This is a genomic window from Marimonas arenosa, assembly GCF_030848945.1.
GTDB lineage: Bacteria > Pseudomonadota > Alphaproteobacteria > Rhodobacterales > Rhodobacteraceae > Marimonas > Marimonas arenosa.
In genome coordinates, this window is the sequence record NZ_JANHAX010000008.1 from 106,777 (window position 1) to 122,867 (window position 16,091).

The window sequence follows — 16,091 nt, forward strand, 5'->3', positions numbered from 1 at the left end:
ATGCTGGCCCAGTTGAGTTCGCCGAAATTCCTGCGCGCTGCCCTTCCCGCTGCGAGCTTTACCGTCCTGTTGGCGGCAATTTTCTACGTCCAGCCGCGGGCAATGAGCTACTTCGGAATGAACCTTATGCTGCAATACACGGTGCCTATCGCGCTGGCGACCATCGCACAGATGTTCATCATTACGGTGAACGACCTTGATCTTTCGATCGGTGCCTTTGTTGGGCTGACCGCGTGTATCGGAGCTACGCTGCTGGCAGACACACCGCTGCTGGGAACGCTTGCACTTGCTGCCTGCGTGGCCGCCTATGCCGGACTGGGTGCGCTGATCCACTGGCGCAACCTGCCCTCAATCGTTGTGACGTTAGGCATGTCCTTCGTTTGGCTCGGGATCGCGGTGCTGATCCTGCCGACTCCCGGCGGCACGGCGCCGGGCTGGGTCAAGGCGCTCATGGGACTGAAGGTGCCTTACGTGCCCTTCCCGATTATTGCCGCCATTGTCATCGGGCTTGTCGTACATGTCGCCCTGATGAGGTCAAGCTACGGCGCGGTTCTGCGCGGTGTTGGCGGCAACCCTAAAGCCGTTGGTCGCGCCGGCTGGTCGCTTTTGAAAGCCAAAATGACTATGTACGCTGCCGCGGGTTTTTTCGGCGTGTTGTCCGGCTTGTCTCTGATCGGCCTGACTTCAGCTGCCGATGCGCATATTGCCGACCGCTATACCCTTTATGCCATTGCCGGCGTCATCCTGGGCGGTGGTGAATTCACCGGCGGACGAGTTTCGCCGGTCGGGGCGGTGATCGGCGCGCTCACATTGGCGTTAACCGGGTCTTTCCTAACCTTTCTGCGCATTTCACCGGACTGGCAGATTGGCGCGCAAGGCGGCATCCTGATCATTGTCCTGGCGTTAAGAGCGCTCATCAACCGGCGGGAGGCATAAGTCATGACCTTCGTCACGCAACTCTCGCAGAAGGCATGGATCTGGTCTTTTGTGGGCATGTTCATGGTGTGGCTCGCCACTGCCGTCTACACCGGCGGCAAGGGCAGCGCCGATGTGATCAGCGCCGCGTTGTCCTTCGCGACTTTCACCGTCATCGTGGGCATTGGTCAGATGTTCGTCATCACCACGGGGCCAGGCAACGTCGATCTGTCGATACCGTCGACGATCTCACTCTCGGGAGCCGTTGCAATGAAGATCATGGATGGATCAAACGGAATGCTGGTCGTTGGCTTCGCGATTTCGATGGCCTGTGGATTGGCAGTTGGGCTGTTCAACTACACACTGATCCGGGTGCTCAGGATCCCGCCGATTATTGCGACGCTCAGTTCCAGTTTCCTGATCCTGTCCACGGCGATCGCGTACGGGCGAGGCCTGAAAATCAAGCCGCCTCCGCTTCTGGCCGAGTTCACAACTGCGCAAATCCTGGGAGTGCCAGTGCTGGCCATTGTGATCATCATGTTCGCGGCTGTGATGAGCATCGTGTTGCACCGCACGTTCTATGGCCGGGCCGTTCTTGCCATTGGTCAGAACGCGCGCGCTGCCTGGTTGGCCGGAATCAACGTCGAACGCATCCGGTTCATGACCTACGTGCTGAGCGCGCTTCTGGCTGCGCTGTGTGGCTTTTTCTTGTCGGGTTTTTCTGGCGGCGCCTCTCTGAACATGGGGCAGGAATACTTGTTGGCATCGATTGCGGTCGTGGTCATCGGGGGCACCTCGGTAGCGGGTGGCAAGTCCAATGTACCCGGCATCTGGGGCGCGGCGATGTTCATGTTCCTGCTGGTCACCATGCTCAACACATTCGGGGCGAGTGCAGGCATCAGGCTGATCATGACCGGGCTCATCATTGTGGCCGTCATTACCATCGCAGGCGGCGAAGAAGCATAGAAAACGGGGATCGACATGGCGCTGGTTGGCGACAGCTATGAATATTACGACAAACGTTTCTACGACCTCACCGTGCCGATTGCCGAGGTTGAAGAACTCTATGACGGATGCCGCTGGGCCGAAGGCCCGGTGTGGTTCAATGAGCATGCCACGCTGGTTTGGAGCGACATCCCAAACCAGCGACTGCTACGCTGGACCGAGGGTGTCGGTGTTTCCGTGTTTCGCAGCCGTTCTAACTTCGCCAACGGCAATACCCGAGACCGGCAGGGGCGACTGATCAGTTGCGAACATGGCGGTCGACGCGTGACGCGGACCGAGCCAGATGGCTCGTTTACGGTGATTGCCGACAGCTACGGTGGAAAGCGACTTAATTCGCCCAACGACGTCGTCGTGAAATCGGATGGGACTATTTGGTTTACCGATCCGAACTACGGAATCATGTCGGACTATGAAGGTTACAAGGCCGAAATGGAGCAATCGGGCTGTTATGTATTCTGCGCCGATCCGGAAACCGGAGACGTGAAGGTGGTTGCAGACGACTTCGTGAAGCCGAACGGATTGTGCTTCAATGCGGATGAAAGCCGGCTCTATGTTGCTGACAGCGGGCGCAGCCACGATCCGGACGGGCCGCACCATATCAGGGTGTTCGACGTGACAGACGCTAACGTCCTGGCAAACAGTCGTATCTTCTGTGACGTTGATCCTGGCGTGCCGGATGGTTTCCGGTTGGACGTCGACGAAAATGTCTGGACGTCATGCCAGGACGGGGTGATCTGTTTTGATCGTCGCGGCGCGGCGCTGGGGAAGATCAGGATCCCGACCATGGTCGCGAACCTCACTTTCGGCGGACCGAAACGGAATCGGCTGTTCATCACTGCGACTAAGTCCGTTTTTGCGGTCTACCTGGCCACGACCGGTATTCAGACACCCTGAGGACTTGGAAGAAAACCAACCGAGGGGCTGAACGGCATCGAGAGCTTCACTGCCGCCAAAGCAGCCCTTTAACCAGGTCGTACCGAATGGCAGGTTTGGGCCAAAGAGCTTTCAGTTGCAGTACATGTCAACAATGCCAGCTTCGGCCCTAAAGGCGCTTTTTAAAAGACCGTGCCAACCAGTAGGTATCAGTGGAAGTAAAAAACTTGATCAACTCTGTCCCGCCATTTCTTCGATTGGCGGCACAGCGTCATCGGGCAAGGGGCTGATATACCCCTGAGGTCCGATGCGCGCCTCCAGATCCGACTTGGCCCGGGCACGCAAATCGGCGTCGAGAATGACGTCGACGCCTGTTGCTGCCATGACTTGGGCGGCATGTGTCATGCCTTTGATGGCGGGTTCCGATTTACCTTGAGCCACCATCTGCCAAGTGTGAAAGGGCGTACCGATGGCATAATTGGCGCCCCACATTTGCACAGTCGGGACAACCCAGCTGACGTCGCCCACATCGGTTGAGCCGGGCAGATCGACAATCGGCGCCGTGGGCGGCACGGTGAAATCGGCCAAGGACTTGTCTTCGGTCTTTTTCAGGCCTGTCATGCCATAGCAGGCAGACACATCCTCTTCGGTCATCGTAGCCTGCATCTTCGCGGCGTAGGCATGGTCGTCTGAGTTGAAAGGCGGCGGTCCGAGCCGGTCGAGGTTCTTCTGCATCGCTTCTATTAGCGGGCCGTTCGGCACCAATTCGGAGGACACGGTCACCAGTTTGGCCTCCATTTTGGTCTCCGACATCAATGCGGCGCCTTCGGCCACCTTTTTCACGCGCTCGATAAGAGACTTCATTTCGCGGGTGCGGGGTTCTCTGATTACGTAGCGCACCTTGGCGGAAGCCTGAACGACATTGGGGCTGATGCCGCCGGCATCGAGATAAGCGTAGTGGATGCGGGCCTGATCGGACATGTGCTCGCGAAGGTAGTTGACACCGACACTCATCAGTTCAACCGCATCAAGCGCTGAACGCCCGAGTTGCGGCGAAGCCGCGGCGTGACTGGCTCTACCGGTGAATGTGAAATCGACGCGGGCGGCGGCAAGCGAGCTCGAGCGCATCACACTGGCAATCGACGCTGGGTGCCAGGTGATGACGATGTCGACATCGTTGAAAACGCCCGCCTTGACCATGAACGCTTTTGCGCTACCGCCCTCTTCGGCTGGGCAACCGTAGTAGCGCACGCGGCCTTCTGTTCCGGTTTCGCGCAACCAGTCGCGCACGGCGGTCGCCGCCAGCATGGCGGCAGAGCCAAGCAAGTTATGACCGCAACCATGGCCATTGGCACCCTCTTCCAAAGGTTTGAATTCGGCCACATCGGCCTCTTGCGAGAGAGCCGCAAGGGCATCGTATTCGCCCAGGAAGGCAACAAGCGGGCCGCTGTCACCCCATTCCCCTATGACAGCCGTTGGAATATCGGCAACATTTCTTGTGATGCGAAATCCCTGGTGCTCGAGTTCCTTGATGTGGAGTGCGGCCGATTTTCGCTCGGCATAGCACGTTTCGGGCACAGCCCAGACCGCATCCGAGAGCGCGCGGAAACGGGGTTGTTGTTCGTCGACGAAGGGCCAGACAGGATGTTGGTTCATGAAAGATGGCTCGTTTGTTCGATCGTGTTGTGGAAAAGTGTAGCCTTTACATGCATTTGTGTCGATAGCGCGCAGAAAGGCAATACGTAGTTGAAACCGGCGGTGGACACGCGTACGGGTCCAATCGCTGCACGTCTTCTCGAGAAGGCGGTGGAGCGTGGGCGGGATATTGAGCACATACCGACGATGTGATGAGCTTCCTAATGGGAATGGATCAAGAGGAGGCCCAAGGGCAGGCTATCTTCGCTACATATCGAAAGGATGGATGTGAAAAACCGTTTCATGAATTTCTGCGTGACCGGAACGATTTGGGCAGGCTTCGCCGCGCTGGTGTATTTGGTCAACGCGCCGATCGGCCACGCAGGCGAGTTGCATCGCGCTGCGAAAAGCGGTGATCTCAAAAAGTTATCGACACTCATCGAGGCAGGAGCGGAAATCGATGAAACCGACGGCGAGAACGAAACGGCACTTCATAAAGCGGCGAAGGGCAATCACGCCGAAGCCGTCGCTTTGCTGCTGGAGGCGGGGGCCGACCCCTACATCAGCGGCCAAAGCGCGTTTGGGTCGACCGGCACGCCCCTGCATGCCGCCGCCAAAATGGGGCGAATTCAAGCGCTGCAGGTGCTGCTGGAAGCCGGTATCGATCCAAACCTGAACGACCCGGGCGCGGGTCCGCCGCTTCACTATGCGGTGCTTTATCGCCGGCGTGCCGCGGTCGACCTGCTTGAATCATATGGCGCGGGTCCGGTTTCTGCTGCGTCGGTCGCCAATCGTCTCGCTTTGGCCGATCCCGAAGAGGGCAAGGAGGTCGCCAACACCTGTCGGCTTTGCCATCTGTTTCAGAGGGGGGATGACGGCCGACCGCGTGCGGGCCCCACGCTGTGGAACATTCTTGGCAGGCCAAAAGGCTCGGTGGTCGATTACGCGTATTCCGATGCGATGCGTGCAGCGGGTGGGGTTTGGACCTACGACGACCTGAACAGCTATGTCGTGAACCCGAAAGGGTTCGTTCCGGGAACCAAAATGCAGACGGTGCAAGGGATTTCTTCCCCGGAGCGGCGCGCTGCATTGATCCGTTTCCTAAGGGAGTTGTCCGATGCGCCCAAAGCGCTTCCTGAATAGGGAAAGGTGCGGCCTCTGCACCGCAGGAGAGACGGTACCGCCGTAAAGCCAGAGCCATCCGGGAGCGGCCAAAGAAAAAATGGTGTGCACACGTTGGTTTACACATCGCGATGCACAATCTCGCGTTGCTCGCCATGTTTCAGAGAAGACTTGGAGGCGAGTACCGGAATCGAACCGGTGTACACGGATTTGCAATGCAATGCGTGTCAAATATTCATTTAAATACAATGGCTTGCGTTAACGAATAGGAGGTGTGTATGAAAGTGCGCACGAAGTGTAAGCGGATTTTGTGTAAAACGCTGTGTTGAACACAGTAACCTGAAACGTGGTGTTAAACACAGTGTCGGCAAACACTTACGGAAACACAAGAGTTGGGCGGACGTCGACAGCTGGTGTGAAGGCCAAAGCTAAAGTCTTTTGCGAAAATGACGGACAATCGGACTTCCATAACTAACGCCGATCCATTGACCCATCAATTCGGTCTCTGCTGACCATCCTGGATAGACAAGGCTTCCGCTGGATTTCGTTCCATGCCCGGCGCGCGTTCTAGTGGTGGCATAGGGTCCACTAATTGACACTTGGGGCGAAGAGTGCCCTGTTCCTCATATACGACGCAGATTCCGGGTATAGGCATGATTGGCTTCTTCAGAAAGCTGTTCGGCGAAGCGAATACCGCCGATGTCGAGGAAAATCTCGAGATTGCGAGGCCGCAATCGCTATCCAGCAATGACAAAAGCGGTTCGCATGAGAGGGACCCTTTTGAAGAAATGGAACGAGAGGCTAGGGAGCGCTTTGAGAGCATGTCTAGCACTTTGCCTGGAGGCGACTACTTCGAGTTGCTCGAGGCACTACAGCGAGCAATTGCGGATCGTAGATACTCGGATGCGGCGGAGGCTGCCTACAAGAGCATTTCACCCCTGCGAAAGTGGCTTAGTGACCCTCGCAGAGACTGGGAACGGGATCAAATCACCATTCCGGCGCTCCAGCAGGGTGGGACCATGATGGCTATCATTGGAAACCAGAAAGGGCTCGAAGAACTCCGTGATATAGTCAATGAGTTCGATCATCTCGCGGAGTATCGACCCGACGCAGAGAAACATTTCAAATCTTTACTACTCTTCGATCGTATCAGGCGGGCCGTCTCAGAAAAGCCAGGCATTCTACAAAACAAGATGAAGGCTGAACTGGGCGAAGAAGATGGTCGTCTGGTCAGCAACCTAATTTCCTGGTTGGAGAAAGCTGGAGAGATTACCCGAGCAAAGAGCGGCAAAACGTACGCGCTCTACATGGCTGGGGCTCAGATGACCGAAGAAGATGCTTCGGCGATATATACTGAGCCACCGCGACCTAGCTCTCACCAAAAAGAGCGGCAGGCGGCAAGAGCGCTTGAACTTGACCTGGACAAACTGGACTTGGTTCCTCTGCCACCATCTCCGTATACTTGGTCCAAGACCGAAGAGTTGCCGACAACTTCGGAAACTTTCTCTGATCCAGCAGGCTCCTGGCGAAATGTCACGATTGAGGCGATAGCGCCACCGGATCGTCCGGACCCCGCTTTTCGAAAGCATTTCACGACAAGTGGGGGTGTTCTTTCCTTCGATGATCTTGCTAAGTCTGAAGAAAGCCGCGGAGCTGCAGGGGCAGTCATGTTCACGCCGGAGGTTGGCGGAGAACCAATCATCCGAAGTCTTAAGCGACCTCCATATTACTTGGATGTCCACCCAGAAGGAAAAGGCTTTGCTTCGCGATCGAAGGCCAACATCCTAACGGTCTATGACGAGAGGCTCGAGGTTGACTTCGAGACAGACCTCTCAACGACACCCGAGGTTCAAGAGAACCGGAAACGATTTGATCTTGATGGAGCTGGAGCGGGAGCAGTGCTCTGGGGTGAGCCGCACCTAGCTCTGAACTGCATCGCCCTGAGCCCCCGACGAGATCGCTATGTTTATTCCCATGTTGACGAGGCTTGGTGCATTGATCGCGATGGCAAGAGGCTTTGGGGGATCAGAATGCCCGAAAGACCAGTGGAAACCCACAGCCAGACTTTCGATGTCGGCGGGATCGGAGGTCAAGTCGGGACGGCTTTGGAAATCGAGCAGGCTCTTGACGAAATGAACCTCAAGATGCCGGTCACGCCCGAAGAAATTCGGCAGCGGTATCGGACGCTGGTACGGGAACTTCACCCGGATATTAATCCTGGTGGCGAAGACCGGATGAAGGTGGTGAACACGGCCTACGAGACCTTAACTGGAGCCAGTCAAGATGAACTCCAAGGAAATGAGCGAGCCGACGACCTTCTCAGCTTGTCCGCCACAATAACCTTCACTTTTGGCGGAGGGCCTGACCGAATACAAGCAGCAGCCTTCTCTGGAAGCGGCGACACCGTACTGCTAGGAACAGATGAAGGCCGCGTTCTGCGCATCGACAGTGCCGGTCGACCAATTGCCCTCTATGACGTCGGCTCGGCTCCTGAGCGAATATTGGAGACGGACAACTACCTCTACATCCAAACTTTCACTCGGCTCTATGTCCTGGACGGTGATCGTCTTGTGGGCCTTCAGGACTGCACGACGAAGAGTGACCTGCTGGTGGACGAGGGAATGGTTCTACTGGTCGAGAACAAGGGCGTGCGTGTTCTGTCCGAAACTGGTCGTGCTTTGGCGACAGTACTGACCAAGGCGCCGATCCGACGAGCCGGGATCGAGAAAGGCGAGCTCGTGATCGAGACACGTACGCACCGAGGGCGGTTCAGCGGGCTTGGCAACTAGGCAGAGTGTTTCTTTTGACCATCGGATGGACATCGCACGCCAGGAGGTCGCTGAAAGCATCCAAAGTATATGACACTGAAAACAGAAGTTTCTCTAGTTTCGAAAAGACCTCTCGGGAGATATTTTGTGCGACCAAGAAACAAAGAAAATTTGATTTTCCAAACTGTTCCGAGCGGGAAAATCATAAGACAAGAAGTTCGGACGGTTGTTGTTCGAGATGGTGCCGTCATTGAAGAACGTTTCGAACGGGTTTTCTTTGATGATGAACTTTCGGAGTACAGTGATTCAAGGTCGACAATACCGCTGACAAAGTAGGTGTTTGATCCCACGATTTGATGGCGTGATCCTTTCACATGATTGGAAGGAAGCACTATGGGACGAGTTCGTCAGTGTCGGCAAACACTTACGGAAACACTGCTGATCTACGTTGTCTTGTAGAACTCCATTTCACAAGTTGTACATTTCCAGCTTGGCTGGCTTCCATCCATCTCAATCACGCAACCACCAAACACCACCTCGCCGCGTCGTTCTTTTTCCATCAGCTCGTGTGACAAACTCGGCATGCCGTACATGATACTTGCAACGGGAGATGCGCCGCAGTTCGGGCACTTCCGGGGCTTCCTTGCGTATGTAGGTTTTGTCGGAGGTGGAGCAGTTGCTGCGGCACGTTCGATCACCTCTTGCACAGCATCGAATGTCTCCGGATAGGCGTTCATCCCAGAGCTCTGGATGTTGAGCTCCTTGGAGCAGATGGAAAGCGACCACCCACTCCCGTCCATTATGGAAGGGTCATGGTACTCTGCGACCCATTTGTCGACACTAAGGTCTACCAAGTTTCGTATCACATCGGCCCAAGCTTTGTTTTTGGAGGTCAGGATGATTGGCTCGGGCGGCGGCCCAGGCATATCGAAAGTCTCAAACTTAATGATTTGAGGTTTTGTTTTGTGGGACTTGCTTGAAGATTTTGATTTCTTCGTCACTTGGCTACCCAATCAATTGCTCGGTGTGTGGTGCTTACAGAACACCATCGGCTCAAATTTCATGGATCATTGCGCTGTCTCCGCACACGTCTTTCGCGAGCTCAACAACGTGCTCATGGTGTGTGAAATACAGCGCCTGTCCCTGCATCGAAATCTCTCGTAACAGCCCAAGCGCAGCGGCAGTTCGTGTGTTGTCGAAGGTTTCCATGATGTCATCAGCGACGAATGGGAGCGTGGTGCCGCTTGCGCTGTACTGCCGATACCCTGCAAGGCGCAGGGCAAGGTAGAGCTGGAACCGTGTGCCCTTAGACATCTCAGCAACCGTAATTGAGCGACCGTCACGTTTTCGGAGGGCGAGAAGTACTTCGTGCTGACCATCGGACTGTGTCCGCAATTCGGAATATTCGCCTGCTGTCAAAGTGCGGAAAGCGGCTTCAGTATCCGCCAGCATCTTGCTGCGGTGATCGTCTCGGTAGTTTGAGAGAGCTTGTTCCGCCGCAAGAACTCCTAGCTTGAGCCGGAGCACGGTCTTCGCCCGTTCTTCAAGATCGATCAGCAGGGTTTGACGCTTCTCCTCGAGTTGGGCTGGCGCATTGTCTCCCCCCACTTTCTCAAGCGCGTCTTTTGCAGCGCGCAAATCCCCGACCTTTTGCGCATAGTCTGTCTCGGCATCCTGAAGGTCTATGTCGATCCCTTCTCGACGCGCTTCCAGGTCCAGCACACTCTGATCAGCAAGCAGGCCTTGAGCTTCCGACACATCCTCCACACCCAAGCGCGCCACAATACGGTTGCGTAACTCGGCCGCATCCTTTTTCGCTCGATCTGCTTCGGACGCATTCTTTAGCGCCGCCGAGAGGTCATCCAGGTTTTCAACGGCGTGAACATCTGCAAACGGCTCAGCCATTTGCGTCAAACGTTCAGTGATTGCGTTTAGCGCCGCCTGAGCTTCTCGTGCTGTTTCTTGGGCGTCCTCGATCTTTGAAGTGAGGTCGTCATAAAGCTCTCGAGTGGTTTCTGCTTGCTCGAGGCGGCGCTTCAGACGCTCTGCTAGAACGAGGGGTTTTGCATCTTTGGGTTCGTTTACGGTTTCAGCAATTTTTTCGATCTCTTCCACGAAACGCTGATGATCTTGCTCCATGGCTTGGATGCGACGCTCTAGCTGACGCTTGTCTCGGTCCTTTGCAGCCAGGCTTCGCAAGGTCGAAACCTTCCAGCGAAACTGCTCCAGGTCTTGTAGGGCAGGGGGAAACTCCGCAACTTCGCGATCCCAGCTCGTCGTTATTTCCGATAGCGCCTCGGACAGCTCTGTGACGCCCGTTTCTCTGTTTTGGACGTCCTTCTGTGCTTTCTCGAGCGCACGCTGGTGGGCCTCGATTTGCGTCTGCGCCTTTGTAATCTGAATGACTTTCGCACGCGCTCGATTGCTGAGTTCCTTAAGGCCCAGCGCATCATCTGTCATGCCAAGCGCGCTCTTTAATCTGGCCTCTGCATTGGTAACGGCCTCTTGGGCATCCTTGGTAGCAGTCTTCTTGGCATTTAAGTCTAACAGGGAGTGCTGAGCTACTGAGAGAAGAGACTGCCAAGCAGGTAAGTCTCTTGGATCGAAACTATCTGGCAGGTGGAGCGAGTCTAACAAAGATGCCGTGCCCTCGGCCTCCTCCGTCAGTGCTGCTTCCGCAGCTTCCAAGTGACGTGTTCGGGTTGCTAAGGTGGTTTTGGCTGCCGCTACGTCGACCTCCACCTCTTTGAGGCGCGCCAATTTCTCTGCGAAACCAAGTCGAGCTTCTTGGAGAGCATCGTCTTTCGACATGGCATTCTCAAAAGAGAGCGCAGAACTTTCTGTCAAATCCTCTCGGTGCTTGGCCCAAAGATCATCTCGCTCAGCGCGCGCATGTTTAGCATCATCGTCGACTGTAGCAGCGTCACCGGTTTCAAGTGTTTGCAGTCTCGCAAACCGTTGATCGTACTCTACCTCAGCGTCTTCCTGCGCGGCCTTTGCTTTGTCGAGCTTGCCGAGAAGGGCATCGTACCTCTCCGCTGCCCGCTTCGCCTCGCGTTCCGAGAAACTCAGCGAGCTAAGATCGGACAATTCGCCCTGCCACGGAACAAGTTTGGCTAATGCGGCGTTCAGGGCCGTTTCTGCCGAAGAAAGCTCTCTATTCGCTGTCTCCTGATCTGAAATCAGGCGCTCGGGTTCGATGTCCTCAAGCAGTTGTTCCAGGTTTTCATCGATTGATGCGGCATCAAGTGTCGGCGCATCCTCATTTGTGAGGTCTTCCAGGTTCTGCTGGGCAGTAGTGACCTCTTTGTTCGCAGTCGCAAGACGTGCTTGAACATCTGAATATTGTCCGGCGATGTCTTCAAGCTGCGACAAAAGCACTTCGGAAAGCACGCCATCGTCTGCGCGTTCAAGTTTTAGTTCCGTGGCAAGATCAGCAATCTCTTCCTCTAAACTAGTTTTCTCGGCCTCTCGCTTTGGAAGATCCTCTTCGGCAGTCTGGGCGCGGGATTTTGGCGCATCCAATAGGATCGTCAGCGCGTCAGCCGCATTCGAGATTGTGTCATCAATCTTAAGGCCATCTCGCTTTTCTTGCTCTGCTTCCAGCCGAAGAGTCGCTTGCCGAAGTTCGGTTTGGGCCTCGACTTGCTTCAGCTTCAAATCCTGAGCTTCATCTACCCAAGTTTCTGGAACGCTGGGGTAGGCCGCCGTATTGGCAAGCGTATCTTCATGATCTTGGAGGGAACGCATGAGAGGGATGCATTCGATCATCGCCTCTACGCGTTGCTTTTCATTTAGCAGCCCATCCCGTGTTGTTTTGGCCGCTTCCATGAGCTTTTGCGCACTATCACGCTCATCTTTCAGTCTTCGAAAGCTGCTCGCAGGCACATCAAGTTCTCGGATTTCATCATGCAGTTCTTTAAGAGCGCGTTTTGCGTCAGCAAGTTCTGTCTTTCTGGCGCGCTTCTTGTAGAAGAGGTCCACTTCGGCCCGGGCAGTCTCAAGAACTGACCCGAGATCAGAAAGCCCGGCAGCAGCCGAAAACAGTAGTTCGCCAAGGTTCCCTTGGCTCGCGAGTATATCGTCGCCACCAGCTTCAATGGTCTCGTCGTCTAGTGAGAACATTGCCTGGTATTGATCGCGATCGATGCCATCGAGCGCATGCAGAAGTACGGCGGGGTTGGCTAAGTCTCCTGAAGGCGTGATCAGATCATTCTTGTTGCGCTTGATCCGAACGAGTTCAGTCGGCGCTCCTTCGATCTCGAGCACAGCGCCGACCCGCATGTTCTCGTAGTCATGCAGGAAGTTGTATTTGCTCCTCGCGGGGATGCCGAAGAGGAGGTCAAGATAGCCCTCAAATGATGTCGTCTTGCCTGCTTCGTTTGGTCCAAAAATGATATGCAGGTCTGACTTGCCCTCTTCGCGCGGACCAAAATCGAGCGAGAAGTCGGTAAAATGACCGAACCGGGTTAAATCGAGCCGACGCAGCCTCATGATGGGGCCTCGACATCGCCCGCCATCATCCGGGCCGTAATGTCTTTGATACCCTCTTTGAGGAGTTCACGAACAACATCGGTCTGCTCAGCTTCGCTATCGCCAAAAGCCTGCCGGAGCTCCGGGGGAAGGTCGGCGATAAGCTCTTCAGCATTTTGCTCCGCGCGCATCAGGAAAGTGGCGTTGTCTGTCAGCGCGTCCATCAAGTTTGAGAGTTCTCGCCGTGGATCATCACCGGTCACAGGCGTGGTCGGCGGAGTAAGGTGATTGACGATTTTGTCGATCCAAACCGATCCCTGCGCGCGGGCGAGGTTTGATACTTGTTCTAACAGCAAATCGTGGTCTCGCCGCAGACGCCATGCAAGTGGCGACGCGCCAATGAGTTCAAGCCGCAAAACCGAATGGTCCGAGGGTGTCATAGCGGCCGATCTCAACTCCGCATCGATCACCTCGAGAGCATCTCTCCAATCGTCAACAGCGTCGAGACTGATATCCCTGCGCGCGAATTCCACGGTTGAAGTGAAGCGCTCTTCTAAAGACACATGGCCGTCATTGACGCTCACCAGAGTGACGGATTTTGAACCAGCTTCTCCAATGTCTCGACCCTGCGGCATTCCAGGCATGACAATGTGCGGAGCCTCAGAATGAACTTGTCGGATATGGACATGACCGAGCGCCCAGTAGTCAAAACCATGCGACTGCAGGTCATTGATGCTGCAAGGCGCGTAGGTGTCGTGCCCGGCCGCACCAGCCAAGCTCGTGTGCAGCATCCCAATGTTGAATAGGCCGGATATGGGTGCCTTGTATTTGGGAAGAAGGCTTTCGGGAGCATGTGGTTTGGCAAAGCTGACGCCGTGGATCGCTGCGCCTTGGTCACTGAGTTCAACAGTGCCTCCGTGCCCTGTGAAGACGTGAACGTTAGGCGGCAGCTCAAGCTCGCGGGTCAGTACACTTTCAGCATCGTGATTGCCTCGGATCATGAAAACTGAAACGCCAGCTCTATGCAGACGCTCCATTTCGCTCACCAGAAACGCAGCGGTTTTCATGCTCCTCATGTCGCCATCATAGAGATCGCCCGCGATCAGTAGGGCGTCGACATTTTCCTCTAAACAAAGGTCCACTATGCGCTCCAGAGAGCGCCTTGTTGCGTTGCCAACAAGATCGGCGAGGTCTTCATCCTTCAGCGCGAGGCTGCGAAGTGGGGCATCAAGGTGGAGATCGGCGGTATGAATAAAGCGGAACATGTCACTCGGTAGCCCATCACAATTGGACGACGTATTACAAGCAGCATTTAGAAGCTAACCGTTCTGTACCCGTCGACGATGTCGCAAAGCTCTAAGCTGACCCAATAAACATTGGCGAAAAATGCATCAGTCAAAGTTGAAGAACAGGATATCCTCATAAGTCCCATCAGCGATTTTTTTGCTCATCGACTTCATGCGCTCTTCAGACTTCTCCTTGAAATCATTCAAAATCCACTCATCGTCTGAATACGCTCCTAAACACAGGTTGCGACGGCCTAAGGCCATGATCTCTTCTTTCGGCAAGCCTTCAAGCAACAACACAAGGTCCATCGGCTTCTTTTCGTTTTTGTCTGAAATTTTGCCCAAAGCGATCATCGCGCAGTAGAAAAAGTGCTTCTCTGGTGTGTGCTTCATGTTGAGATGTTGTGAGCAAACGATTGCCTGCAGTATAGCATCTTCATTGTTGATTGTAGCTTCGTCCAATAATGCCTGCGCGTCACGGTCTGCATGCTTGAGATAATTGTATGCACGCCGTCGATCAGACCAATATGCGCGTCGCTCTTCAGCAGGCGAATCACTGGAAATCTGATCGAAGTGAAGTTCCGGATCGTCCTCGAAGAGCTTCTTATATTGCTGAACCAATTCAAGCGCGCCGTCGCCCCATTTTCGAATGTCGTCCTCTGTAATTTCTCCTGAATGTAGATCCTTTGCCGCACGAAAAAATCCGTAGACCACACCATGCACCGAGGCATCTTTACCTCGCTCCTGCAAAAGGTCCGCAAGAACGTTATGTGCAGCTGAACTGACTGTGTGAATTGCTAGAGGGTCCAACTCGAGGAAATACATCTGGATAGCGGCAGCCAGTTGGCGCTCCCCGACTGAAAGCTTGTTTATGAAGCGCCTGCCTTTCTCCTGCTCGCTCTTAATGATTTCCATTGTCTACCTCATCCAAACATAGTCCGTTGAAGCCTAACGGTGCCTTCTTGTCATGTCAGCACTAAGGTGGCTTTTGCGCTTATCGTTGCAATCCATCTACGGACAGCCTTCGGGAATGTTTGTTGCGACGCGACAACTAGGTTGGTGGCCTTGCGGAAATGCAGCCGATTTTCGCGGAAGAATGGGAGTGCAGATACTTCGAGTTTTTCAACAAGTCGGGTACTGTGGGGATGTGGAAGACCTAACCGCTCGCCGCAAAGGAAAGGCTGTGAAAACCGTAAACGCTCTTCTGAATGCACCCCGGCAAGAACAAAGCGCCTGGATTCGAGAAAAATTCCCCGATTTTGGAGAGATGGCTCATGAACCAAGCACTTGCCTGGGTATTTTCTACCCGGAAGATAGGATCGATTTGTCTGAGTATGAGAGTTATCCGGAAGATTATGACACAATAGGGATATTACGCCAGAGCTTGAGAGAATTTACAGACGAACGAGAGACACAAATACTGAATGGTTCACCACTTACGAATGCGGAAGCTCTTGCACTAAAACATCACGTTGCTGACGCGGACTCTGACGGATGGGTTGGTGTGCACAGCTGGGAAGCGCAGGCAATTGACGGGGCAGTATTTGTCGTAGCCTTGGGATATTCAGAAGGGCAAGGCGGCATTCGTTTGGACGACCCTTGGCTAGTTGAGAGTCGTGACGAGGCGCGAGCGTGGCTGAAGAAGCACAAAATCTGGAGTCGACTGTAATCTTGGCCGCGTATGCTAATGGTGGCCTTAAGCTAAACTTTGCTCAACTCAGATTGGCAGACCGGGATGGAATTCATCGCTTCTCATGGCTCTCATTCGAAGTTTGAGACGCGAGCGTCATAGCTTCGCCGTTTGTAAAACTCTGTGCCACAAGTGGTGCACCTCCAGTCTGGCTGGCTTCCATCGAGCTCAATCACGCAGCCGCCAAACACCACCTCGCCCCGTTCTTCTTTCTCCATCAGCTCGGTCGAGAAATGCGGCATGCCGTAGTCGATTAAGCGTCATGCTGATGCGTTAACAGAAGTCTTGGTCCACCGCCCTCTACGTCACTTCAAGGTTTCGAAA

At 54.7% G+C, this 16,091-nt stretch carries 11 protein-coding genes; 6 read left to right on the forward strand and 5 right to left on the reverse strand.

Annotated elements, in window-relative coordinates; genetic code table 11:
- Genes NO357_RS20410 through NO357_RS20420 form a run of 3 tightly spaced genes read left to right on the forward strand, consistent with a single transcriptional unit; the run spans nt 1 to nt 2,814 of the window.
- Nucleotides 1–936 (forward strand): ABC transporter permease, encoded by a 936-nt coding sequence (locus tag NO357_RS20410; protein WP_306737606.1) that lies wholly within the window; start codon nt 1–3, stop codon nt 934–936.
- 3 nt (nt 937–939) lie between these two features.
- Complete coding sequence (locus NO357_RS20415; protein WP_306737607.1) at nt 940–1,881, forward strand: ABC transporter permease; 942 nt, start codon at nt 940–942, stop codon at nt 1,879–1,881.
- A gap of 15 nt (nt 1,882–1,896) precedes the next feature.
- Complete coding sequence (locus NO357_RS20420; protein ID WP_306737608.1) at nt 1,897–2,814, forward strand: SMP-30/gluconolactonase/LRE family protein; 918 nt, start codon at nt 1,897–1,899, stop codon at nt 2,812–2,814.
- A 210-nt stretch (nt 2,815–3,024) separates the two neighbouring features.
- On the opposite strand, the gene NO357_RS20425 is transcribed toward NO357_RS20420, so the two are convergent.
- Nucleotides 3,025–4,449, reverse strand: a complete 1,425-nt coding sequence (locus NO357_RS20425) for a M20 family metallopeptidase (RefSeq protein ID WP_306737609.1) — start codon at nt 4,447–4,449, stop codon at nt 3,025–3,027.
- A gap of 261 nt (nt 4,450–4,710) precedes the next feature.
- Between NO357_RS20425 and NO357_RS20430 the strand changes: the two genes are divergently transcribed.
- Nucleotides 4,711–5,571, forward strand: a complete 861-nt coding sequence (locus tag NO357_RS20430) for an ankyrin repeat domain-containing protein (protein ID WP_306737610.1) — start codon at nt 4,711–4,713, stop codon at nt 5,569–5,571.
- Between the two features lie 632 nt (nt 5,572–6,203).
- Nucleotides 6,204–8,339 (forward strand): J domain-containing protein, encoded by a 2,136-nt coding sequence (locus tag NO357_RS20435; RefSeq protein ID WP_306737611.1) that lies wholly within the window; start codon nt 6,204–6,206, stop codon nt 8,337–8,339.
- Between the two features lie 422 nt (nt 8,340–8,761).
- Here the strand turns inward: NO357_RS20435 and NO357_RS20440 are convergent, their stop codons facing one another.
- The 4 genes from NO357_RS20440 to NO357_RS20455 all read right to left on the reverse strand — a co-directional run bounded on the left by NO357_RS20440 (nt 8,762) and on the right by NO357_RS20455 (nt 14,992).
- Nucleotides 8,762–9,331 (reverse strand): hypothetical protein, encoded by a 570-nt coding sequence (locus NO357_RS20440; RefSeq protein ID WP_306737612.1) that lies wholly within the window; start codon nt 9,329–9,331, stop codon nt 8,762–8,764.
- Between the two features lie 40 nt (nt 9,332–9,371).
- Nucleotides 9,372–12,812, reverse strand: a complete 3,441-nt coding sequence (locus tag NO357_RS20445; RefSeq protein ID WP_306737613.1) for an AAA family ATPase — start codon at nt 12,810–12,812, stop codon at nt 9,372–9,374.
- Nucleotides 12,809–14,056, reverse strand: coding sequence for a metallophosphoesterase family protein (locus NO357_RS20450; RefSeq protein WP_306737614.1), 1,248 nt, complete (start codon nt 14,054–14,056; stop codon nt 12,809–12,811). Before NO357_RS20450 ends, NO357_RS20445 begins: the two co-directional genes overlap by 4 nt.
- Nucleotides 14,057–14,182: 126 nt before the next feature.
- The gene (locus NO357_RS20455) at nt 14,183–14,992 is read right to left on the reverse strand and encodes a hypothetical protein (RefSeq protein WP_306737615.1); all 810 of its coding nucleotides are present in this window, start codon (nt 14,990–14,992) and stop codon (nt 14,183–14,185) included.
- A gap of 268 nt (nt 14,993–15,260) precedes the next feature.
- On the opposite strand from NO357_RS20455, the gene NO357_RS20460 reads away from it, so the two are divergent.
- Entirely contained in the window at nt 15,261–15,746 is a 486-nt protein-coding gene (locus NO357_RS20460) for a hypothetical protein (RefSeq protein WP_306737616.1), read from the forward strand.
- Nucleotides 15,747–16,091: the final 345 nt, after the last annotated feature.